This is a genomic window from Vibrio rotiferianus CAIM 577 = LMG 21460, from assembly GCF_002741985.1.
GTDB classification, from domain to species: domain Bacteria; phylum Pseudomonadota; class Gammaproteobacteria; order Enterobacterales; family Vibrionaceae; genus Vibrio; species Vibrio rotiferianus.
Map to the genome: position 1 here is coordinate 107,150 of NZ_APHW01000022.1, position 22,159 is coordinate 129,308.

At 45.5% G+C, this 22,159-nt stretch carries 20 protein-coding genes; all 20 read right to left on the reverse strand.

Features of this window, described 5'->3' with window-relative positions; genetic code table 11:
* Positions 1 to 8: 8 nt before the first annotated feature.
* Entirely contained in the window at positions 9 to 854 is an 846-nt protein-coding gene (locus tag B853_RS11035) for an endonuclease/exonuclease/phosphatase family protein (RefSeq protein ID WP_038882878.1), read from the reverse strand.
* Between the two features lie 85 nt (positions 855 to 939).
* Positions 940 to 1,278 carry a nitrogen regulatory protein P-II gene (gene glnB, locus B853_RS11040; protein ID WP_005380372.1) on the reverse strand — a complete coding sequence of 113 codons (339 nt, stop codon included), beginning with the start codon at positions 1,276 to 1,278 and terminating at the stop codon, positions 940 to 942.
* Positions 1,279 to 1,506: 228 nt separating this feature from the next.
* Positions 1,507 to 1,821: a c-type cytochrome gene (locus tag B853_RS11045; protein ID WP_010449720.1), complete on the reverse strand. Its 315-nt coding sequence runs from the start codon at positions 1,819 to 1,821 to the stop codon at positions 1,507 to 1,509.
* Between the two features lie 128 nt (positions 1,822 to 1,949).
* Positions 1,950 to 3,281 (reverse strand): tRNA lysidine(34) synthetase TilS, encoded by a 1,332-nt coding sequence (gene tilS / locus B853_RS11050; protein WP_038882877.1) that lies wholly within the window; start codon positions 3,279 to 3,281, stop codon positions 1,950 to 1,952.
* A 104-nt stretch (positions 3,282 to 3,385) separates the two neighbouring features.
* Entirely contained in the window at positions 3,386 to 4,345 is a 960-nt protein-coding gene (accA, locus tag B853_RS11055; RefSeq protein WP_010449724.1) for an acetyl-CoA carboxylase carboxyl transferase subunit alpha, read from the reverse strand.
* Between the two features lie 48 nt (positions 4,346 to 4,393).
* On the reverse strand, positions 4,394 to 7,873 hold the full coding sequence (dnaE, locus tag B853_RS11060) for a DNA polymerase III subunit alpha (protein WP_038882876.1): 3,480 nt from the start codon (positions 7,871 to 7,873) through the stop codon (positions 4,394 to 4,396).
* Positions 7,874 to 7,965: 92 nt separating this feature from the next.
* Positions 7,966 to 8,604, reverse strand: a complete 639-nt coding sequence (rnhB, locus tag B853_RS11065; protein ID WP_038882875.1) for a ribonuclease HII — start codon at positions 8,602 to 8,604, stop codon at positions 7,966 to 7,968.
* Positions 8,605 to 8,613: 9 nt separating this feature from the next.
* Positions 8,614 to 9,753, reverse strand: coding sequence for a lipid-A-disaccharide synthase (lpxB, locus tag B853_RS11070; RefSeq protein ID WP_038882874.1), 1,140 nt, complete (start codon positions 9,751 to 9,753; stop codon positions 8,614 to 8,616).
* Between the two features lie 151 nt (positions 9,754 to 9,904).
* On the reverse strand, positions 9,905 to 10,693 hold the full coding sequence (gene lpxA, locus B853_RS11075) for an acyl-ACP--UDP-N-acetylglucosamine O-acyltransferase (RefSeq protein WP_038882873.1): 789 nt from the start codon (positions 10,691 to 10,693) through the stop codon (positions 9,905 to 9,907).
* A gap of 1 nt (position 10,694) precedes the next feature.
* The gene (gene fabZ / locus B853_RS11080; protein ID WP_005430234.1) at positions 10,695 to 11,147 is read right to left on the reverse strand and encodes a 3-hydroxyacyl-ACP dehydratase FabZ; all 453 of its coding nucleotides are present in this window, start codon (positions 11,145 to 11,147) and stop codon (positions 10,695 to 10,697) included.
* Positions 11,148 to 11,297: 150 nt separating this feature from the next.
* On the reverse strand, positions 11,298 to 12,329 hold the full coding sequence (lpxD, locus tag B853_RS11085; protein WP_010449735.1) for a UDP-3-O-(3-hydroxymyristoyl)glucosamine N-acyltransferase: 1,032 nt from the start codon (positions 12,327 to 12,329) through the stop codon (positions 11,298 to 11,300).
* Positions 12,330 to 12,335: 6 nt separating this feature from the next.
* Positions 12,336 to 12,845 (reverse strand): OmpH family outer membrane protein, encoded by a 510-nt coding sequence (locus B853_RS11090; RefSeq protein ID WP_010449736.1) that lies wholly within the window; start codon positions 12,843 to 12,845, stop codon positions 12,336 to 12,338.
* 16 nt (positions 12,846 to 12,861) lie between these two features.
* Positions 12,862 to 15,276 (reverse strand): outer membrane protein assembly factor BamA, encoded by a 2,415-nt coding sequence (gene bamA / locus B853_RS11095; RefSeq protein WP_038882872.1) that lies wholly within the window; start codon positions 15,274 to 15,276, stop codon positions 12,862 to 12,864.
* A gap of 45 nt (positions 15,277 to 15,321) precedes the next feature.
* Entirely contained in the window at positions 15,322 to 16,680 is a 1,359-nt protein-coding gene (gene rseP, locus B853_RS11100; RefSeq protein ID WP_038882871.1) for a sigma E protease regulator RseP, read from the reverse strand.
* A complete protein-coding gene (gene ispC, locus B853_RS11105) occupies positions 16,680 to 17,885 on the reverse strand; it encodes a 1-deoxy-D-xylulose-5-phosphate reductoisomerase (RefSeq protein ID WP_038882870.1) in 1,206 nt (401 codons plus the stop codon). Before ispC ends, rseP begins: the two co-directional genes overlap by 1 nt.
* Positions 17,886 to 17,936: 51 nt before the next feature.
* Entirely contained in the window at positions 17,937 to 18,779 is an 843-nt protein-coding gene (locus B853_RS11110; RefSeq protein WP_010449744.1) for a phosphatidate cytidylyltransferase, read from the reverse strand.
* Positions 18,780 to 18,791: 12 nt separating this feature from the next.
* Positions 18,792 to 19,547, reverse strand: a complete 756-nt coding sequence (gene uppS, locus B853_RS11115) for an undecaprenyl pyrophosphate synthase (protein ID WP_010449746.1) — start codon at positions 19,545 to 19,547, stop codon at positions 18,792 to 18,794.
* A 96-nt stretch (positions 19,548 to 19,643) separates the two neighbouring features.
* Entirely contained in the window at positions 19,644 to 20,201 is a 558-nt protein-coding gene (gene frr / locus B853_RS11120) for a ribosome recycling factor (protein WP_010449748.1), read from the reverse strand.
* Between the two features lie 97 nt (positions 20,202 to 20,298).
* Entirely contained in the window at positions 20,299 to 21,030 is a 732-nt protein-coding gene (gene pyrH / locus B853_RS11125; RefSeq protein WP_010449750.1) for a UMP kinase, read from the reverse strand.
* A gap of 153 nt (positions 21,031 to 21,183) precedes the next feature.
* On the reverse strand, positions 21,184 to 22,029 hold the full coding sequence (gene tsf / locus B853_RS11130) for a translation elongation factor Ts (protein WP_038882869.1): 846 nt from the start codon (positions 22,027 to 22,029) through the stop codon (positions 21,184 to 21,186).
* Between the last annotated feature and the right edge of the window lie 130 nt (positions 22,030 to 22,159).

Below are 22,159 nucleotides of genomic sequence, written 5' to 3' on the forward strand. Positions count from 1 at the left end.
CTCGCTTTTCAATTGAGAAGTGAAAACGACACCAACAATGGATTATGATCAGAAGCGTCGCTCAGCGGCGCTTTTGAGTATTTTAGCTTTAAACCTCGATAAAACACATGGTCAAGCGGTAAGCCTGTAATAAACTGGGTACGCTGATCGGGTGAAAACCGAACTTCTTTGAGGTCGATATCTGCCAATGCGACTTTCATTGCCGAAACCCTCTCTGCACTCCAGCTATTAAAATCCCCCGCAAAAATGATTGGACCTTGGTGCGCTTTCAACGCCTTTTCTAGCGTTGCCAACTGAGACAAATATTCATCCGTGCCCACTGTAAAGTTGATAGCATGAATATTGATAACCGCCAGTTGCTGACCATTACTTAGCTGGTATTCACTATAAAGTGCAGATTTAGGCAAACGTAGCCATGGCTCTTTAGATGTATAAGCACAAGCTCGAATTGGCGCTTTATGAGCAATACTAATGACACCTGCATCGCTGCCCAGGGCCTTAAACGCTGACACTTGGTTACTGATCCACTGACCATCAATCAGCCAACGCTTCAGCTCGCTCGTTAGACTGGCTTCTTGCAATAACAGTAATTGACTCTGCTGCGATAGATGATTTAGAGCAACTTCCCAACTCGGCTTATTCTGCTTGTAGATATTCCAAACCAAAATGTTTAATACTCCCTCATTATCAATCGCTTGAGGAGTATCAAAGTCGACACATTTTACCGTTTGAGTTACGTTTTCTCCCGATTGAGAGATAAGCTGCGGCTGTTCCGAAACGGTAAACACCCACTGAAAAGCGAGTAATACTGATAAACCAAGAAAGATAAGAATAGCAATAAAACGTTTAAGCATGACAACACCTGAGCTGACAACAAAAAAGGAGCCCAAGGCTCCCTTTTAGTTTAATCATATTTCGAAAAGAAATCGCACTATGAACTTAGATTGCGTCTTCGTCTTCTTCACCAGTACGAATACGTACGACACGCTCGATATCAGTTACGAAGATCTTACCGTCACCGATCTTACCAGTTTGCGCTGTTTCGATGATGGTTTCTACACACTTGTCTGCAACGTCTTCCGTCACAACGATTTCTAACTTCACTTTAGGAAGGAAATCCACCATGTACTCCGCACCGCGGTACAATTCTGTGTGACCTTTCTGGCGACCAAAACCTTTCACTTCAGAGACGGTCATCCCTGTAATGCCTACTTCAGCCAATGCTTCTCGAACATCATCCAATTTGAATGGCTTGATAATCGCTTCAATCTTTTTCATGTTCATCCCTTAAGCTTCAATCGTTTGCGCATATTATCGGTTAGCGCCTCACAACATTCAATCCTTGTTGTTACCAAGCAACTGAAAATCCTGATACTGATGGATTTTATTTGATGAAGAATGTAACAAAATCACGAAGTCAGCAAGCCCGTACGCCCTAAAAGAAAAAGCCAGAGTGTTGGCTCTGACTTGATTTGAATATTTCGCTGAGTCTATTTAAAACCGCATTTACTTCAAACTTGCATAAAACGCCGCTAAGTTTGCGATATCTTCGTCAGACAGCAAGTTTGCTTGTGCCTGCATAACTGGAGCTAAACCGCCTGTACGCTGGCCTTGTTTGTAAGCCTTTATGGACGTGGCGATGTACTGCTCATTTTGGCCTTTCAGATTCGGGTAACCTGGAATCACAGCGATACCATCTGCACCATGACATGCCGCACACACTGCCGCTTTAGCTTGTCCTGCTGCCACGTCACCTGCAGCCAATACTTGTCCACTTAACATACCCAAGGCAACCACTGCCCCTACCATCATTTTCTTCATTGCTTCACCTAATCATTTGTTATTAACCACCAATATACGCTTGCCTTCAGATTGCGGAACATCTGCACAAAGCAGAGGCAACTTCTATCGGGGTATTTTTTAAGTATTCATTGGCATTGTGACATGAATTACAACGACTTGCGCCATATCAGCTCACAATCTTGACCGCTAAAAGCTCGATCAACAAATAAACCAGCAACGGCTACTACTTGGTTTTGATACATCAAAATTGGTATTTGACGACGTAACCAACTCGGTACATTGTACTCTTGAAACAGCTTCTTGAGCTTGCGGCTGTGATTGCGTGTGGTTGGGTGCGCTGATAATCCTTCGGGATTAAACGTCACCCTCAGAAGCTCTGGCTGAGGCGGTAAGGCAATGGTGGCTTGTTCTGAACTGGTATTCAAAGTGAGCTCTCCGAGTCGCTCAGGCAATACCAACGCCGTATCGGTTTGAATGTCACTCTGCCACGTCGTGACATCGGCAGTTTCAGTTACCCAATAAAGGCGATTTTGAAAACGGCGAACTTCACCCTGCTTAAGTTGCAGCTTAGGATTGGCATCTTGCTGTGCCAATCCGACTTCATTCCAAATTAAATTGAGTTGCACTTGAGTTGGCATGTTTGCATTCAACTTCGCTAACCACATCCGGATTAATCGTGCCCGTGCAAGGTCACTGTGGGTGACTAGCTCATCAATGCTCAAGCTCAGATCGCTTTGCAGAGCACGTTCAAACACCGCGCCAAGCAGCTCATCCAACAAGGCTTCTTGCTGAGCGCACAAGCTAGCACTCCGCTGCACTGCTTGATGAATACTCGGCCAACGTTCAGAGAGGTCTGGAACAATACGGTGTCGAAGGAAATTGCGATCGTAACGCGTATCTTGATTACTCTCGTCTTCCACCCAATCTAGGCCTTCTTCCTTCGCTGCAGCTTCGATTTGCTCACGCTTAATTGCCAATAGTGGGCGAACCAACATACCACCAGCGAAAGGCATACTCTCTGCCATCGAAGATAAACCTTTCGGGCCACTACCGCGTTTAAGTGCTAGTAAGAAGGTTTCCACTTGGTCATCAGCATGTTGTCCAGTCAGCAATAAGTCACCCGCTTGGATATGCTTAGACAACACTTGATAGCGCGCTTCACGAGCCAACAACTCAATACTATCGCCACTGTTAATGTCTAAGCTCACTTGCTCAACAGAACACGTGATTCCTACCTGCTCAGCCCACATTAAACATTTGTCTGCCCAGTCGTCTGCGTTCGAGCTCAAACCGTGATGCACGTATACGGCGTGGCATTTGATTGGGTTATTACCTGTAGAATTCACTTGCTGATAACGACTAAGCAGTTCCAGCAACAGACGCGAATCCACTCCACCACTAAACGCCAAGACAATCTTGGAGCCTGATTGGTAGTAGCGGTCGAGAACTTGAGTAAATTGCGAATAAAGCGATTCCATAAGCCATCCAGTAGAAACAAAAAAAGGGCTGGACGTTTGCCCAACCCTTTCTATTTTATCTGTTATCTTACGAGAGATCAGCTAGCGCCTAGCAACAGCTGTAATTAGCAGTAACCGTAGTTCATTAGACGCTGGTAACGGCGCTCAAGTAGCGTTTCCTGGTCTAGTTGCTCAAGATCTTCTAGCTGACGAAGTAGATTTGCTTTCATGTTTGCAGCCATTTGAACATGATCGCGGTGTGCGCCACCTAGTGGCTCTTCGATGATTTCATCGATAAGCTCAAGTTCTTTTAGACGTGGTGCTGTTAGACCCATTGCGTCTGCCGCTTGAGGTGCTTTGTCTGAATCACGCCATAGGATTGAGGCACAACCTTCTGGAGAGATTACTGAGTACGTAGAGTACTGAAGCATGTTCACGTAGTCGCCAACACCAATTGCTAGTGCACCACCAGAACCGCCTTCACCAACAACGTTACAAATCACTGGCACTTTAAGACCAGACATCACTTTAAGGTTGGTTGCGATCGCTTCAGATTGGCCACGCTCTTCCGCGCCAACACCTGGGTACGCACCTGCTGTGTCGATAAAAGTGATGATTGGCATGTTGAAACGCTCAGCCATTTCCATCAAACGCAGTGCTTTACGGTAACCTTCTGGTTTAGGCATACCGAAGTTACGCTTCACTTTCTCTTTAGTTTCACGACCTTTTTGGTGACCGATGATCATCACTGGACGACCTTCAAGGCGTGCAATACCGCCAACAATTGCTTTGTCGTCTGCGAACGCACGGTCACCCGCTAGCTCATCAAATTCATCAAATGCGTGCTTGATGTAATCTAATGTGTATGGACGTAAAGGGTGACGAGCCAGTTGAGCCGTTTCCCATGCACCTAAGTTGCTGAAGGTTTTCTTCTTCAGTTCTAGGCTCTTTTTCTCAAGCTGTTCGATTTCTTTATCAAGGTCAACCGCAGAATCACCACCATGACGAGATACGTCACGTAGTGCTTCAATTTTCGCTTCTAGTTCTGCGATTGGCTTTTCAAATTCAAGAAAGTTTAGGCTCATCTATGAATCCTTTTTTACTCAACGTCTTACATATTGCGCTGAATTTTTTTAGTTAAATTCGAGTTCTACCTGGCCTTTGCCAAGCAACTGTTTTAAATCATCGAGTAATGTATCACTTGGCGTTACTCGCCACTCGGTGCCCAAAGTTAACCGCGCTCTGGCGTCGGCACGCTGATAGTATACATTGACAGGTACGGTCCCGGCTTTATGTGGCTCTAGAATACGAGTAAATTGCTCAAAGAATTTGTCATTTACCTGCTGAGCATCAATTGATACTGACAAACCTCGTGCATACTTTTCACGAGCACTGCCGAGATCCATAACTTCACGCGCCGACATTTTAAGGCCACCATTGAAGTCATCAAAGCTGACCTGTCCAGAAACGACCAAAATTTTATCTTTTTCGAGAAGTTCCGCATATCTATCAAGCGCATCTGAGAACAACATCACCTCCATTCGACCACTTCGATCATCCAAAGTCATCAAACCGATGCGCGTACCACGTTTAGTTGTCATTACGCGAGCTGCAATTACCAAGCCCGCCACGGTCACGGATTGATCACGGCGAGTTGGAGTGGCGTCTTTTAGTCGACAACTAACGTACTTATTTAGTTCCTTTATGTATGCGTTAACTGGGTGCCCGGTCAAATATAAACCGAGCGTCTCACGTTCACCCTCTAACCATACTTTCTCAGGCCAAGCTGGCACCTGAGTATATTTATGTTCTACTTCTTCCGGCGCATCAGTCAGTACACCGAACATGTCGGTTTGACCAAATGCTTCAGCTTGGTGGTGTTGGCTTGCCGCTTTTACTGCGTCATTGAGCGAGGCCATCAACGCTGCTCGGTGTGGGCCTAGCCTATCTAGCGCTCCAGCATAAATCAGTTTTTCGATAACACGTTTGTTGACCTTTTTCAGATCGATGCGTGCACAGAAGTCAAATAAGTCGATGAAGTGACCGCCTTTATTACGCGCTTCTAATATCGCATCAATGGGGCCTTCACCCACGCCTTTTATCGCACCGATACCATAAACAATTGCGCCATTTTCATCCACGTTAAAGCGATATAAGCCCGAGTTAATATCAGGTGGCAAGACGGTCAGTTTCATGCGGAAACACTCGTCCACAAGACCAACGACCTTTTCGGTGTTATCCATATCGGCGGTCATCACCGCTGCCATAAATTCTGCAGGATAGTGCGTTTTTAACCATAACGTTTGGTAAGAAACCAACGCATAAGCAGCAGAGTGTGATTTGTTAAAGCCGTAACCCGCGAATTTTTCTACCAAGTCGAAGATCTTCATCGCCAATTCGCCATCGACGCCGTTAGCAACTGCGCCCTCTTCGAAGGTAGCACGCTGCTTCGCCATCTCTTCCGGCTTTTTCTTACCCATCGCACGACGAAGCATGTCCGCACCACCAAGGGTGTAGCCAGACAGTACCTGTGCGATCTGCATTACCTGTTCCTGATACAGAATGATGCCGTAAGTTGGATCGAGAATTTCTTTTAGCGATTCATGTTGCCACTTTTCATCAGGATAAGAGATCGCTTCTCGGCCGTGCTTACGGTCGATAAAGTTGTCTACCATGCCCGACTGTAGCGGGCCAGGGCGGAAAAGGGCAACCAATGCGATGATATCTTCGAAACAGTCTGGTTGCAGACGTTTGATTAGCTCTTTCATACCGCGTGATTCAAGCTGGAATACCGCGGTGGTTTCAGAGTTTTGCAACAGTCGGAAAGATGCCGGGTCCACCAATGGGATAGACTCAATCTGAACTGGCTCTTTACCTTCACGCTCTAGGCGCGGGTTAATCAGTCCCAATGCCCAATCGATAATAGTTAGGGTACGTAGCCCCAAGAAGTCAAACTTAACCAGACCCGCAGTTTCTACGTCGTTCTTATCGAACTGTGTCACCGGGAAGTGGCCTTCAGCATCGGCATAAATCGGAGCAAAGTCTGTGATCGTGGTTGGCGAGATTACAACACCACCCGCGTGCTTACCGGCATTTCGTGTACAACCTTCAAGGATACGACACTTGTCGATCAGCTCTTTTACTTCTTCATCGGCGTCGTAAAGTTCTGGCAATGCAGGTTCAGCTTTAAACGCTTTCTCTAGCGTCATGCCTGGGTCAGGCGGAACCAATTTGGAAATACGATCAACGAAACCAAATGGATGGCCAAGTACACGGCCAACATCTCGAATTACCGCTTTTGCTGCCATGGTACCGAAAGTGATGATCTGCGATACCGCATCACGACCATACATTTCCGCAACGTGGTCAATTACTTGGTCACGCTTATCCATACAGAAGTCGACATCGAAATCGGGCATGGAGACACGTTCTGGGTTCAAGAAACGTTCGAAAAGAAGGTCATATTCCAGTGGATCAAGGTCGGTGATTTTTAGTGCGTATGCCACCAAAGAACCGGCACCCGAACCACGACCCGGCCCCACCGGAATCGCGTTGTCTTTCGACCACTGGATAAACTCCATTACGATCAAGAAGTAACCAGGGAATCCCATTTGGTTGATTACATCGAGTTCGATTTGCAGGCGGTCATCGTATTCTGGTCGACGTTCTTTACGCTCAGCTTCGTCTGGGAATAAGAATTCAAGACGCTCTTCCAAGCCTTCACGGGATTTCATTACCAAGAATTCGGTTTCTTCCATCCCTTCGGTTGGGAAGGCAGGTAGGAAGTATTCGCCAAGACGTACCGTCACGTTACAGCGTTTAGCAATTTCGACACTGTTTTCCAGCGCTTCAGGAATGTCGGCAAACAGCTCACACATTTCCTCTTCAGTACGTAAATACTGTTCTGGACTGTAGTTCTTTGGACGACGCGGATCTTCTAGCGTGTAACCATCGTGAATCGCCACACGGATTTCGTGCGCGTCAAATAGGTCTTCACTGATGAAAACGACTTCGTTGGTCGCTACAACCGGTAGTTGAGTTTCTTCAGCTAACTCAACGGCAAAATGCAGGTACGTTTCTTCGTCTGAACGACCAGTACGAACCAGTTCTAGATAGAAACGATCTGGGAAATACTCTTGGTAGAAAGCCACACAGCTTTCCACCACTTTGCGGTTACCTTTAAGTAACGCTTTACCGATTTCACCGTTTTTTGCACCAGAAAGCACAATCAAGCCTTCTGACAACTCTGCCAACCAAGCTTTATCGATAACTGGTTGATGCTGTACGTGACCACGAAGGTAAGCTTTTGAAATCAGCAACGTAAGGTTTTTGTAACCTTCATTGTTTGCTGCTAGTAGCGTTAATTGCGTCAGCTCCTCGCCAAACTCATCCGATTGCATTTTGAAATCAGCACCGATGATTGGCTTCACACCACTGCCGTGCGCAGTGCCGTAGTACTTCACCAAACCACATAGGTTAGTGAAATCGGTCAATGCCATTGCAGGCATGCCGAGTTCGGCGACTTTCTTAACGAGCGGTGGAACTTTATTGATACCATCCACCATAGAGAAATCACTGTGGATTCTTAGGTGAATGAACTTGGGATCTGACATTAACAGGTACCGTAAAACTAAATCTTATTTGGGATTCTAACCTAAAGCGGGCGTGGTTTATAACACCGATACGCCCATTCTAATACTTTGCTCTATTCTTCGATGCCGAGCGCTTTCTTCACAGGTTTGAAGCTCTTACGGTGCTCGCTGATCACACCGTGTTGCTCAATCGCTTCGAAGTGCGCTTTGGTTGGGTAACCTTTGTGCTTAGCAAAGCCAAACTGTGGGTGTTGTTTATCCAACTCTTCCATTTCTTGGTCACGTACCACTTTGGCAATGATCGACGCCGCGCTGATTTCCGCCACGCGCAAATCGCCTTTCACCACTGCTTGGGAGTCCATTGGTAGTTCAGGGCAACGATTACCATCGATAAGTGCAAGATCTGGCTGCACTTTCAAACCCGCAATCGCACGTTGCATGGCAACCATGGTCGCTTGCAGGATGTTAAGCTCGTCAATTTCCTCAGGAGAACAGCGGCCTACAGCCCATGCCAAAGCTTTCTCTTTGATTTCTGGCAGCAGTGCAAGGCGTTTTTTCTCACTCAGCTTTTTCGAATCGTTTAAGCCTTCAATTGGGTTATTTGGGTCTAAAATAACCGCGGCGGTAACGACATCGCCTACCAAAGGACCACGCCCTACCTCATCAACACCCGCAACTAACTGGTAGCCTTGCGGGCATTCAAACGGTGGTAGTTCAACTTTTGCTTTGGTCGTTTTTGGTTTTACAGCCATGGTAAATCTCTATTTTTCAATCAGTTTTAGAACCGCGTTTGCGGCTTGTTGATCCGCATCTTTGCGAATCCAATGGTGCATTTCAGTGAACTTATCCAACATTTCTCGGTTGTCGCTCTCTAGTAAGCGAGATACTTCGTCGAATAAATTGTCTGGCGTGCAATCATCTTGCAGATATTCTTTAACCAGCTCAGTATCGGCCAGAATGTTCGGCAACGAAACGTATTTGGTTTTCAGCAAACGCTTAGCGAGGAAAGCCGTCACCGCGTTTACACGGTAACCCACAACCATTGGACGCTTGAGCAGCATGCACTCTAACGCTACGGTGCCAGACGCCAACATCACGGCATCGGAAGCGGTAATCACGTTACGCGCCGTATCATCCACCAGCTTGAAGTCCAACTCTGGTGCATGCTCTTTCCACGCTTGCTCGAATTGTTCGCGACGTTTCTGGTTTACTAGCGCAACGGCAAAACCAAGATCTGGGAATTTCTGGTGTAACTTCTTACACGTTTCGATAAATGGCTGAGAGAGCATTTTCAACTCGCTGCCACGGCTACCCGGAAGTACCGCTAACCATTGCTTATCTTGCTCTAAACCCAGTAGCTCACGTGCAGGCGCTTTGTCTGATTGCAGCGGAATGGAATCAGCCAATGTATGACCAATGAATTCACAAGGCACGTTGAATTTATCGTAAAACGCTTTTTCAAACGGTAGGAATGCCAACACTAGGTTAGTCGCGGCTTCAATTTTGAAGATGCGCTTTTGACGCCATGCCCAAACTGACGGGCTTACGTAATGCACAGTTTTGATGCCAGCATTTTTCAGGTCTAGCTCAACACGTAAGTTGAAATCTGGCGCATCGATACCAACAAAGACATCCGGCGGATTATCAGTGAAGTATTTCACTAGCTCAGCTTTGACTTTCAGCAGCCTTGGCAAGCGACCTAGCACTTCCACCAAGCCCATTACGGCTAGCTCTTCCATGTCGAACAGAGACTTGCAGCCTTGCGCGATCATTTTAGGGCCACCAATCCCAACAAACTCTGCATCTGGGTATTGCTGTTTTACCGCCTTGATAAAGCCTTCACCTAGCGTGTCGCCAGACAGTTCTCCGGCAATGATGCCGATACGTAATGGTCTTTCCATATCTACTTCGCTATTTTCCTGTGCGCTATGGGTAGCGATTTACTCTATGTAGCCTTACAAACCGCAGCGTACAAACCGTTATCCATAAAACACAAAAAGACCGCAGCCCAATTTGGGCGCGATCTTTTCAACTTAACCGCTCATTCGTTATTTAACGAATAATGCCACGTTCCGTTGTTTCCAAAATATCTGAGAAACGTTGCACTGCAGGCCACTCTTGTGCCATTTCAGCTAGGATTGGTTTCACTTCTTCCAGAGTCTTACCTGAACGGTAGATTTCTTTGTACGCTTTTTGCAGCGCACGAATTTCTGGTTTTTCGAAACCGTTACGCTTCAAGCCAACCAAGTTCAAACCAAATGGTGTTGCGTGGTTACCTTGAGCCAATACGTAAGCTGGTACATCTTGAACAACCGCAGAACAGCCACCAATGTAAGCGTACGCGCCCACGGTACAGAATGGGTGAATAGCAGAAAGCGCCATTACACCAGCATGGTCTTCTACGGTTACGTGGCCACCAAGAATCGCATTGTTACCAATGTGAGTGTGGTTACCTACGACAACATCGTGTGCGATGTGCGCGTTAACACAAAGCAGGTTATCGTCACCGATCACTGTCGTCGCTTTATCTTGAACCGTACCACGGTGAACCTGAACCGCTTCACGAATCACGTTACGGTCACCGATAACCACTGTTGTATCTTCGCCGCCGTACTTCTTGTCTTGGTTTTCTTCACCAATCACAGCATGTGGGAAAATGCGGTTATCTTTACCAATTTTGGTGTGGCCTTTGATCACTACGTGAGACATCACTTCTGTGCCTTCACCAATCTCCACCGTAGAGGTGATGTAAGTGAAAGGACCAACGATCACGTTAGCGCCGATTTTCGCGCCTTCTTCTACCACCGCAGCTGGGTGGATTTTAGCGGTTTCATGAATCATATTAAAACTCTCGACGAGCACACTTCAGCTCTGCTGAACATACCACTTCGCCGTCAACTTTTGCTACACCACTAAATGCAGCAATACCACGACGCTCTTTTAGAAATTCTACTTCAATAATCATTTGGTCGCCTGGCACTACAGGTTTACGGAACTTAGCGCCGTCAACACTTGCGAAGTAGTACAGTTCGTTTTCCGTTGGTGCACCAAATGATTTAAACGCAAGTAAGCCAGTTGCCTGAGCCATTGCCTCTAAGATTAGTACGCCTGGGAATACTGGCAGCTGTGGAAAGTGACCTGTAAACTGAGGTTCATTAACCGACACGTTTTTAATCGCGTGAAGGTACTTCTCTTCTTGGAAGTCAATCACTCGGTCGATCAATAAGAATGGGTAGCGATGAGGTAGTAGCTCTTGAATTTCAGAGATGTTCATCGTTTTCTTTTCAGTAGTCAAAGTCGTCTTCCTATATCAATTCTCAACAACCAAGATGGCCCCCCCCTTACTCTGGGGACGGTAAACCCACTTGGTGATAAATCTACTTATAGCGCGTCATTATAGAAGAAAAAGACCCGCATTTCGCGAGTCTTTGTTCAGAAAGTGGAACTAAGATTCTTCTTTCGGTTTAAGTTGCTTTTCAACGGCTTTCAATCGTTTGTTCATCTCATCAATGCGGTGAACTCGAGTTGCCGTCTTACGCCACTCTCGGTTGGTTTGCAATGGAATGCCTGACGAGTACAGGCCTTTCTCTTCGATACTGCGCATAACCATGCCCATACCGGTAATAGCAACCCCATCCGTGATCTCGATGTGGCCATTGATAACCGACGCGCCACCGATTTGGCAGTACTTACCAATTTTTGTACTGCCTGCCACAATAGTACCACCGGGCATCACCGTACCATATCCGATCTGCACGTTGTGAGCGATTTGAAGTTGGTTATCAAGAATTACATTGTCTTCGATGATCGTATCTTCAAGAGCACCACGGTCGATAGTGGTACATGCACCAATCTCAACACGGTTGCCGATACGTACAGAGCCAAGTTGAGGAATTTTAATCCACTCACCTTTGTCATTCGCGTAACCGAAACCGTCTGAGCCGATGACGGTGCCAGATTGCACTAGGCAGTCATCGCCCAGCGAAACTTCATGATAGATAGTAACATTAGCCCAAAGCTTGGTGTTGTTACCTAGCTTTGCGTTTTTACCGATAAAGCAACCTGCGCCAATACTTACGTTGTCGCCTAACTCTACACCCGTTTCAATCACTGCGTTTGCACCGATTGTTACGTTAGTACCCATCTTCACGTCTGCTGCGATTACGGCACTTGGCGCAATCTCATCAGCTGGCTTTGGCGTTGTATCCATAGCTTGAACTACACGAGCAAAAGCGATGTAAGGATCGGCAACCACAAGAGAGTTTCCAATACATTGGTCCTTGTGATCGGCTTTCACCATTACAACTGTCGCTTTACACTCAGAGAGGTGCTTTGCGTATTTAGGGTTAGACAAGAAGGTAACATCACCTTCTTGTGCTTTATCCATGGGAGCTACACGGTTTACAACGAGAGACTCGTCACCAAATAGCTCACCCCCGGTAATTGTCGCCAACTCGGCTAATGTTAATGTCTTCATAACTTCTTATTTTAGAGCTTTAATTACGTCTTCAGAGATGTTGTATTCTGGCTTACCGTATTGAAGTGAAGTAGTGTCAATAACGAGATCGTAACCTTTCGCCTTAGCAACTTTTTCTACTGCATCTTGGATAGATTTGAATAGCTTCGCTTTCTCTTCAGCTTCACGGCGAGCGCCAGCTTTCTCTAGTGCTTGAGCTTTTACTTTGTATTCACTGTCTAGCTTAGCAATATCAATACGTAGCTTCTCAATTTCTTCTTGACCTAAAAGTTCACCGTCACGCTGCAGTTTCTCAATCTTTGTCTTAGCTTGCGCTTGGATTGACTTAAGCTCATCAGCTTTGCTTTTGAAGTCTTTCTGCATTTTTTGTAGAACCACTTCACGCTGAGGAAGAGCCTGAAACACTTGTGCTGTATTGATGTAGGCAATCTTTTGCGCTGCTTCTGCAGCGTTTGCAAACATAGATGAGCTCAGTACAAGAAGGCCTAAACCAGCCGCTTTGATCATTTTATTCAAAATATTTTCCTCAAATTTAGAAGGTTCTGCCGATAGTGAATGTGAAGACTTCTTCGTCATCGCCATCGTATTTTTTAAGTGGTTTCGCTAGTGAAAATACCAGTGGCCCCATTGGAGACATCCATTGTAACGCCGCACCATATGATGAACGGTAGTTAGTAGGATCAGAGTAATCGTAATAGTAACGGTCACCAAACTCGGCACCAGAGTCTCGATAATCGAACTCTGTATCCCAAACACTCGCCATATCAAAGAAGATACTGGTACGAATCTGGTTACGAACTTCATCAGATGCAAATGGGGTCGGAACAATAAGCTCCAAACTTGCTAACGCTACTGCGTTACCACCTACTGCGTCATCAGTCGCGGTATCTACACCGTTGTTAGAACCAGAGTAATCACGGTAAACGGCTTTTGGACCAACCGAGTTAGAGCCGAAGCCACGTAGAGTCGTGAAACCACCCGCGTAATAGTTCTCGTAGAATGGGAACAAGTTGTCGTTACCATTCGTCTGACCATAACCGTTACCGTAACCTAGACGACCGCGGAACAAGAGCGTGAACTCGTGTTTTTTAGTCAATGGTACATACTGACGCACGTCATATTGCATCTTAAAGTACTGAACATCAGAACCTGGTACCGTCATCTTGTAGAATGCACGTTGGTGATTACCCGCTGTAGGGAAATAGCCACGGTTCAAATTGTTTCGTGTCCAAGAAATATTGATATCGAAGTCATTGGTATTCAATGCACCGTTCGCATCAATATTTTCTGATTGAGCTTGTAGGAACTGTTCAACCTGTAGGTAAGGAGAAAGGTTACCGATCTTGTTGTGCGTGTAACCGACACCAAATTCGAAGCGGTTTAGTTCATCAAATGGGAAACCCCAAGTCAGGTTAGCGCCGTAACTTTCATTGGTGTAGTCAACGATACCTGCTTCAGATGCTTCAAACTCATCATAGAAAATTTTACCGCCAAGACTCACACCATCGAGGTTCCAATAAGGGTCTCGATAATCTAAGCTGATATTTTTTTGGTAGTCATTCATCATCGCATTGATACCAACGCGGTTACCACTACCAATAAAGTTATCTTGCTGTAGACCAACTTGGAAGCTTACACCTGATTCTGTACCGTAGCCGACACCAAAGTTCACGCTACCAGAGTTGGCTTCTTTAACCGAGTAAACAAGATCTACTTGGTCATCGCTGCCAGGAACACGTACCGTTTGAACTTCTACGTTTTCGAAGTAACCAAGACGGTTAAGACGCGTTTTACCCGTTTCAATCGATTTCGAGTTTAGCCAGCTGCCTTCCATCTGACGCATCTCGCGACGCAAAACTTCATCCTTAGTGGAGTTGTTGCCCGTAAAACGAATATCACGAACGTAAATGCGGCTACCTGGCTCAACATTTACAACCAATGACACTTCTTTGTTCTCGTCGTCGAACTCAGGAATTGTACTTACCTGCGGATAAGCATAGCCAGACTCACCGAGCACACGTTTGATGCCTTCCTCTAGCGAGGTCACTTTAGAGCCGTTGTAGGTCTCGTTGGCTTCGAACGGCACCATTTTCTCGAATCGAGCGTCTTCACCAATCAAATCGCCGCGGAATTTTACATCTTTAACGGTGTAAACCTCTCCTTCCTCTAGGCCAAGAGTGATATACACCCCCTTCTTATCTGGGGAAATTGCGACTTGCGTCGAGTCTACATCAAACTTCAAATAACCACGGTCTAGGTAATAGGATTTCAGAGCTTCAATATCACCAGCAAGCACTTGCTTTTGATACTTTTCATCAGCGAGGAAGTTCCACCACGGCACATCAACGTTTAAGTTAAAACGAGAGCGGAGTTCATCATCAGTAAAGACTTCGTTACCAATAAAGTTGATTTGCTGAATCTTCGCCGATACACCTTCGGTGAAGACGAATTTCAAATCAGAACGATTACGAGGCAATGGAGTAACAACCGCTTTTACCGTAGCGTTGTACTTACCAACGCTATAGTAAAAATCTTCTAAGCCTTTTTCGATATTACGTAAAGTGGTTCGGTCTAGAGCTTCACCTTCACGGATACCTGATGCATTCAGGTTTTCCTGTAACTGCTCATCTTTGATCGCTTTGTTACCAGAAAACGCAATGCTAGCAATAGTCGGTCTTTCTTTAACCTGGACTACAAGTACATCTTGATCCTTAAGTACTTTTACATCCTCAAAGTTACCCGAAGCGTAAAGAGCACGAATGATGTCCGCAACATCTTGTGAATCGACCGTGTCTCCTACTCGAACAGGCATTTTCAACAACGCAGCACCAAGTGCCACACGTTGTAATCCTTCAATCTGGATGTCTTGAACTACAAAGTTTTCTGCCCCATTTGCCGAGACACTGGTTGCCAGTAAACTCGCAAATAGAATTCGCTTAATCGCCATATTTGTTCTAATTATTCCTTGCTACTGCTAGATGTCTCTGAAGAATCACAGACGAGTAAAATCATTAAATAGTGCCAGTGCCATTAACGAAAAGATAATCGCACCACCAATTTTATATCCCATTTCCTGCACTTTCTCAGGAACTGGGCGTCGGATGACTGCTTCAATTGCAAAAAAGAGCAGGTGACCACCATCCAACATTGGTAAAGGAACGAGGTTAATAATACCTAGGTTAACACTGATCAGTGCTAGAAAACCTAAAAAGTAAACCAGACCGTAGTCTGCTGTCGCCCCTGCCCCTTTGGCTATCGAGATTGGTCCACTTAAATTATTCAAACCAACATCACCTACAATCAGTTTCTTAAGCATACTGATTGTAAGTCCAATAACTTGACCTGTTTTGTCAATCGCTTTGCCAATAGACTCGAATACACCAAACTGTAATTCGAAGCGATAACTTTTTGGCCATTCTGCGACTTTAGGTGCGATACCCGCAAAGCCAACTAATTGTTTGTTAGCTAGCTCACGACTACCCGGAGTCAAAGTGAATGATTGCTCTTCACCTTGACGTAACACTGTCAGTTCCATTGATGTTTCTGGGTGAGAACGAATGGCTTCGACCACTTCTTCCCATTTAGAAATCTTATTACCATTAATCGCGATGATTTTATCGTCGGCTTGCAGACCTGCTTTTTCAGCAGCCCCACCTTCGCTTACTTGCGCTAACTCCGTGAAAATCTCTGGCGTATATGGTTTAAAGCCAAGTGATTGCATCGTAGATTGCGTTTCTGGGTCAAAGTTCCAATCACGAATATCAAGTGTTCTCGTGACCTCTGAACCAACTTCGTTTGCTGAAGACAACGTCATCGTCACAGAATCATCACCAATATGGGAAATTAACCCCATGTTGACTGATTCCCAGTCCGGAGTTTTGATACCTGAGATGGATTTTAGTTCCATTCCAGATTCAATTCCTGCTTGAGCAACGATTGAATTGGGTGTTACTTCACCGATTACTGGCTTTACTGCTGGTACACCAATAAGGAAAACTAACCAATAGGCTACAATAGCAAATAGAAAGTTAAAGATAGGGCCGGCGGCAACGATAGATGTGCGTTTCCACAAAGGCTTTTGATCGAACGCCAGGTGTTTTTCATGCTCTGGGATATCATCAATACGGCTGTCCACCATCTTGACGTAGCCACCCAGAGGAATCATAGAGATGCTATACTCTGTTCCGTCTTTGCCTACCTTACTCCAGATAGACTTACCAAAACCGATAGAAAACTTTTCAACTTTTACACCGCAACGACGCGCAACCCAAAAGTGACCAAACTCGTGCACGGCAACCAAGATGCCCAATGCAACGATAAAAGAAACCAAATTCCACAAGATACCAGTCATTAGCTACGCTCGCGTAAAAATTCTAAGGCGATAGTTCGTGACATTCTATCTAGCTCTATCAAGCTTTCCAAGTTATTCACATTCTCAGTTGTATGGCTTGCGGTGATTTTGTTCAAAACTGACTCATTGATGCGAGCGATATCAGTAAAACCAAGGCCATTATTCAAGAACGCATCCACAGCAACTTCATTCGCAGCATTTAATGCTGTTGTAGCATGCTGACCTTCATAGCATGCATCAATCGCTAACTTAAGACATGGGTAGCGAGCAAAGTCAGGTTGAAGGAATGTCAACTCACCAACTTGAGTAAAGTCGAGCGGTTTCACTCCGGCATCCACTCTTGATGGGTAAGACATCGTCAATGCAATCGGGGTTGCCATATCTGGCTCCCCCATCTGCGCCAATACTGAACCATCACGATATTGCACCATAGAGTGAATCACCGACTGAGGGTGAATGATCACTTTCAACTGTTCGCGAGCCGCATTGAATAGCCATTTTGCTTCAATGTACTCAAGACCCTTGTTCATCATGGTCGCAGAATCAACCGAGATTTTTGGTCCCATTGACCAGTTCGGGTGAGCAATGGCTTGCGCTGGAGTCACTTTCTCTAGATCTACGATATCGGTGTAACGAAATGGCCCACCAGAACCAGTGAGAAGAATAGAAGAAATACCATGCTCTTCTAAGTTACAACGACCTAGGTTAGTTTGAACTTGTTGTGGGAGGCACTGGAAGATCGCGTTGTGTTCACTATCAACAGGGAGAAGCTGAGCACCATGCTCGGCAACCGCATCGATAAACAGCTGACCAGACATTACTAGCGCTTCTTTATTGGCTAGCAGTACACGTTTACCCGATTTTACCGCTGCCATGGTTGGTAACAGACCTGCCGCACCAACGATAGCTGCCATTACGCTGTCGACTTCTTCTAAGGCAGACACATGACAAAGCGCATCGACACCACCTAACACCTCAGTATTTGGTGAGATAGAAGCCAGCTCTGATTGCAGAGCCAATGCCGCCGCTTTATCCGCCATCACAGCGTATTTTGGTTGCCATTTACGGCAAAGCACGACCATCTTTTCAACGTTAGTGCTTGCCGCTAATGCGACGATAGAAAACAGCTCAGGGTTCTGTTCAACCACTTTAAGTGTGCTTGCACCGATTGAGCCTGTTGCACCAAGAATCGTTAACTTTTGCATGATGTAAGACCGTTAGAAAAACTCAGGAGCGACGAAGCCGCTCCCGATAAATTAGAATACGTAGTAAAGAAGAGCAAATACTGGGAAGGCAGCAGTTAGGCTGTCGATACGGTCAAGAATGCCGCCGTGCCCTGGAATGATATTACTGCTGTCTTTGATACCTGAAACACGTTTGAACATACTTTCGACTAGGTCACCAAGCACAGAGATCACAACCGTAATCAGCGTAATGATCACCATATGAAGTGGGCTAGTAAATTGGATATCAAACCAACCTGCAAATAACCATCCAACAATCAATGCTGCGATGATACCGCCAATCAAACCTTCGATTGTTTTGTTTGGGCTCACATGAGGTGCCATTTTGCGTTTACCCATGCTTTTACCAGCGAAGTAAGCGCCGCTGTCTGCAGCCCATACCAAGAAGCAAACGTACAGCACAAGTTTTGCGCCGTGGTATGGATCTACTGAAATATCAGAAGCCCTAAGAATGATCACACTCCAAAGAAAAGGGATCAGAGTTAGAAAACCAAACACATGACGAAGGGCTTTACTGCCTTGCCATAAGTTGGTGGTTTTAGGATAAGTGATTGCCATGCCACTTGCGATAATCCACCATGCAAAACCAAGCGCTAATAAGGCGTAGTGTGGTGCTGCAAGTTGATTTAAGCTTGTTACATCTGGCGAAATGAATAGAAAACTTAGTCCGGTTACAACGGCTGCCGGAACAAGCGCAGCAATACGTGAATTGCTTTCTGTAAACTGTGTCCACTCCCAAAAGCCTAACAGCGTTACCGCAGTCAAAGCGATAATGAAGCCAATTAGGGGTAATTTAAAAATACCTAAAATAACTAGGGGAGCTAAAATTAGTGCTGTTATTATTCTCTGTTTCAAACTAACTAGTCCTTATTGAGCAGCCATTAATGCCTTTATTTGCTCGCCAGTACAGCCAAATCGACGTTCACGGTTAATAAACCAAGTTACCGCCTCAACCAAACTGTCTTCGTCAAACTCTGGCCAATACTCTTGCGTGAAATACATTTCCGCGTATGCTAGTTGCCACAACATGAAGTTGCTGATACGACACTCTCCACTAGTGCGAATAAGCAAGTCAACTTCTGGTAGGTCTGCCATCGTCAAGTGTTGAGTAAACATTTGCTCGGTTATCGCATCTACACTAATTTCCCCATTGAGAACTTTCGAAGCCAGTACTCTCGCCGCCTCGGTAATATCCCACTTACCGCCATAATTAGCCGCAATGTTAATTACCATGCCAGTGTTGTTAGCTGTCAAAGCTTCAGCCTCAATAATTTTACTTTGCAGGCGCTCACTAAAACGGCTGGTATCACCAATAACACGCAAACGTAAGTTGTTTTTATGCAGTTTTTTCACTTCGCTTGATAGTACCGAAATGAACAACTCCATCAAAAGGCCAACCTCTTCTTCTGGTCGTCGCCAGTTTTCACTGCTAAAAGCAAACAAAGTAACGGCTTGAATGCCAAGCTTTAAAGCTGCTGCTATAGTTTTTCGAACGGCACTAACGCCTTTTTTATGACCAAATACGCGAGGTTTTCCTTGGGACTTAGCCCAACGGCCATTACCGTCCATAATGATGGCAATATGCTTTGGAAGGGAATCAGAGAAGGCTTGGGAATTTTGCATAGGGAGTTAATTGAGTTCCATCAGTTGGACAGACTAACACAAAAAAACGCTGCACTGTGAGCACAGCGTTTTCCAACAGTGATGTAGTTGGGAGTATTAAACTTCCATCAACTCTTTTTCTTTCGCGGCAAGAACATCATCGATCTTCTTAACTGCTACGTCAGTCAGTTTTTGAATCTCGTCTTGTGCTTTGCGATCTTCGTCTTCAGAGATTTCTTTATCTTTTAGAAGACCTTTTAGGTCGCTGTTTGCATCACGACGGATGTTACGTACTGCAACACGTGCGCCTTCTGCTTCACCACGAACGATCTTAACTAGGTCTTTACGACGCTCTTCCGTTAGCGGTGGAAGTGGAACGCGAATGATTGTACCAGCAGACATTGGGTTTAGACCAAGGTCAGACATCATGATCGCTTTTTCAACTTTCTGAGTTAGCTCTTTGTCGAAAACTGTGATTGCTAGAGTACGAGCGTCTTCAGCAACAACGTTAGCTACTTGGTTAAGAGGCGTAGCAGCACCGTAGTATTCTACAGAAATACCCGATAGTAGGCTTGGGTGCGCGCGGCCAGTACGAACTTTAGAAAGGTTGTTCTTTAGCGCTTCAACGCTTTTGTCCATGCGCTCTTGCGCGTCTTTATTGATTTCGTTAATCACGGTTTCACCTTAAAAATGTCATCTTTCCTGAAGAAAGCCTAAAGGGCTTGAGCAAAGTGAAACACCATCCAATATTCTAGTTGGATGGTGTTGAGATTTACGCGTCAGCGCAGATCAGAGTACCTTCAGCTTCGCCCATAACCACGCGACGTAGTGCGCCTGGCTTGTTCATATTGAATACGCGGATTGGCATTTTGTGGTCACGAGCAAGTGTGAACGCAGCCAAGTCCATTACTTTCAATTCTTTATCCAGAATTTCAGCGTAAGATAGCTTATCATACAGCTCTGCGTCTGGGTTTGCTACTGGGTCAGCAGTAAATACACCATCAACTTTTGTCGCTTTTAGAACTACGTCAGCTTCGATTTCGATACCACGTAGACAAGCTGCTGAATCCGTCGTGAAGAATGGGTTACCTGTACCTGCAGAGAAGATCACTACACGGCCTTGACGAAGTTCACGAATAGCATCTGCCCAATTGTAATCGTCACACACACCTTTTAGCGGAATTGCAGACATTACACGAGCGTTTACGTATGCGCGATGAAGTGCATCACGCATTGCTAGACCGTTCATTACTGTTGCTAGCATACCCATGTGGTCACCCACAACACGGTTCATGCCTGCTTCAGCTAGACCAGCACCACGGAATAGGTTACCGCCGCCGATTACCACACCAACTTGAACACCCAGTTCAACCAGCTCTTTAACTTCTTGAGCCATACGGTCAAGTACCGCAGGGTCAATACCGAAACCTTCTTCGCCTTGAAGAGCTTCACCGCTCAGTTTTAATAGAATACGTTGATACGCTGGTTTAGGGTTCGTAGTCATGGAGTTTACCTTCCAAAAGAGAGTTGTCGATTAACAGTCATGAATAGACACAAGATTACTTATAGCTATTCATCACGGTTAAATTTTGCGGCTCTTTTCATAAAAAGACCGCAGCCAAGGCCACGGTCTAAAATTTGTGCGCATCTCTAAGGATTAACCTTTTTGAGCAGCAGCTACTTCTTCAGCGAAGCTCATTTCTTGAGCTTTCTCGATACCTTCACCTACTTCTAGGCGAACGAATGTAGCAACAGAAGCACCTTTCTCTTTTAGCATTTCGCCAACAGATTTCTTAGGTTCCATGATGAAAGCTTGACCAGTTAGAGAGATTTCGCCAGTGAATTTCTTCATGCGGCCGATAACCATCTTCTCAGCGATCTCTTGTGGCTTGCCTTCGTTCATAGCGATTTCAACTTGAACTTCTTTCTCTTTAGCAACTACGTCAGCTGGTACGTCTTCTGGGTTAACGAACTCAGGCTTAGAAGCAGCAACGTGCATTGCAACGTGCTTAAGAGTTTCTGCGTCGCCTTCACCAGCAACAACAACACCGATTTTCTCACCGTGACGGTAAGAAGCGATTGCAGTACCTTCTACGTAAGCAACGCGACGGATGTTGATGTTTTCGCCGATTTTAGCAACTAGAGCTACACGCTCTTCTTCGAACTTAGCAACTAGCTCTTCAACAGAAGCTTTAGAAGCTAGAGCGTCAAGTGCTACTTTTTCTGCGAATGCAGTGAAGTTACCATCTTTAGCAACGAAGTCAGTTTGGCAGTTAACTTCTAGAAGAACAGCAACGCCGTTTTCTTCTTTGATGATGATTGCGCCTTCAGCAGCAACGTTACCAGCTTTTTTAGCTGCTTTCGCTGCGCCTGACTTACGCATGTTTTCAATTGCTAGTTCGATGTCAGCGTTTGCTTCTACAAGCGCTTTTTTACATTCCATCATGCCAGCGCCAGTGCGCTCGCGAAGTTCTTTAACTAGAGCAGCAGTTACAGTTGCCATTCTCTATTCCTCGTTTGATTCGAAATAAGGTAAAAAACAGGGGCCTACATTGTCGGCCCCCATTGCTAACTATAACTCAGTCTATGCTACAACAAGGTTTCACATAGACTAAGTGTGACACAGAGCCGTT

Bases quoted from the DNA above. Each gene is read 5' to 3' on its own strand.
- rseP (WP_038882871.1), bottom strand. From the start codon at position 16,680: ATGACTGGTATCTTGTGGAATTTGGTTTCTTTTATCGTTGCATTGGGC.
- uppS (WP_010449746.1), bottom strand. From the start codon at position 19,547: ATGCAAAATTCCCAAGCCTTCTCTGATTCCCTTCCAAAGCATATTGCC.
- rnhB (WP_038882875.1), bottom strand. From the start codon at position 8,604: ATGGCTGTAAAACCAAAAACGACCAAAGCAAAAGTTGAACTACCACCG.
- tsf (WP_038882869.1), bottom strand. From the start codon at position 22,029: ATGGCAACTGTAACTGCTGCTCTAGTTAAAGAACTTCGCGAGCGCACT.
- B853_RS11035 (WP_038882878.1), bottom strand. From the start codon at position 854: ATGCTTAAACGTTTTATTGCTATTCTTATCTTTCTTGGTTTATCAGTA.
- lpxA (WP_038882873.1), bottom strand. From the start codon at position 10,693: ATGATTCATGAAACCGCTAAAATCCACCCAGCTGCGGTGGTAGAAGAA.
- ispC (WP_038882870.1), bottom strand. From the start codon at position 17,885: ATGCAAAAGTTAACGATTCTTGGTGCAACAGGCTCAATCGGTGCAAGC.
- dnaE (WP_038882876.1), bottom strand. From the start codon at position 7,873: ATGTCAGATCCCAAGTTCATTCACCTAAGAATCCACAGTGATTTCTCT.
- accA (WP_010449724.1), bottom strand. From the start codon at position 4,345: ATGAGCCTAAACTTTCTTGAATTTGAAAAGCCAATCGCAGAACTAGAA.
- pyrH (WP_010449750.1), bottom strand. From the start codon at position 21,030: ATGACTACGAACCCTAAACCAGCGTATCAACGTATTCTATTAAAACTG.
- lpxB (WP_038882874.1), bottom strand. From the start codon at position 9,753: ATGGAAAGACCATTACGTATCGGCATCATTGCCGGAGAACTGTCTGGC.
- bamA (WP_038882872.1), bottom strand. From the start codon at position 15,276: ATGGCGATTAAGCGAATTCTATTTGCGAGTTTACTGGCAACCAGTGTC.
- lpxD (WP_010449735.1), bottom strand. From the start codon at position 12,329: ATGAAGACATTAACATTAGCCGAGTTGGCGACAATTACCGGGGGTGAG.
- glnB (WP_005380372.1), bottom strand. From the start codon at position 1,278: ATGAAAAAGATTGAAGCGATTATCAAGCCATTCAAATTGGATGATGTT.
- tilS (WP_038882877.1), bottom strand. From the start codon at position 3,281: ATGGAATCGCTTTATTCGCAATTTACTCAAGTTCTCGACCGCTACTAC.
- B853_RS11045 (WP_010449720.1), bottom strand. From the start codon at position 1,821: ATGAAGAAAATGATGGTAGGGGCAGTGGTTGCCTTGGGTATGTTAAGT.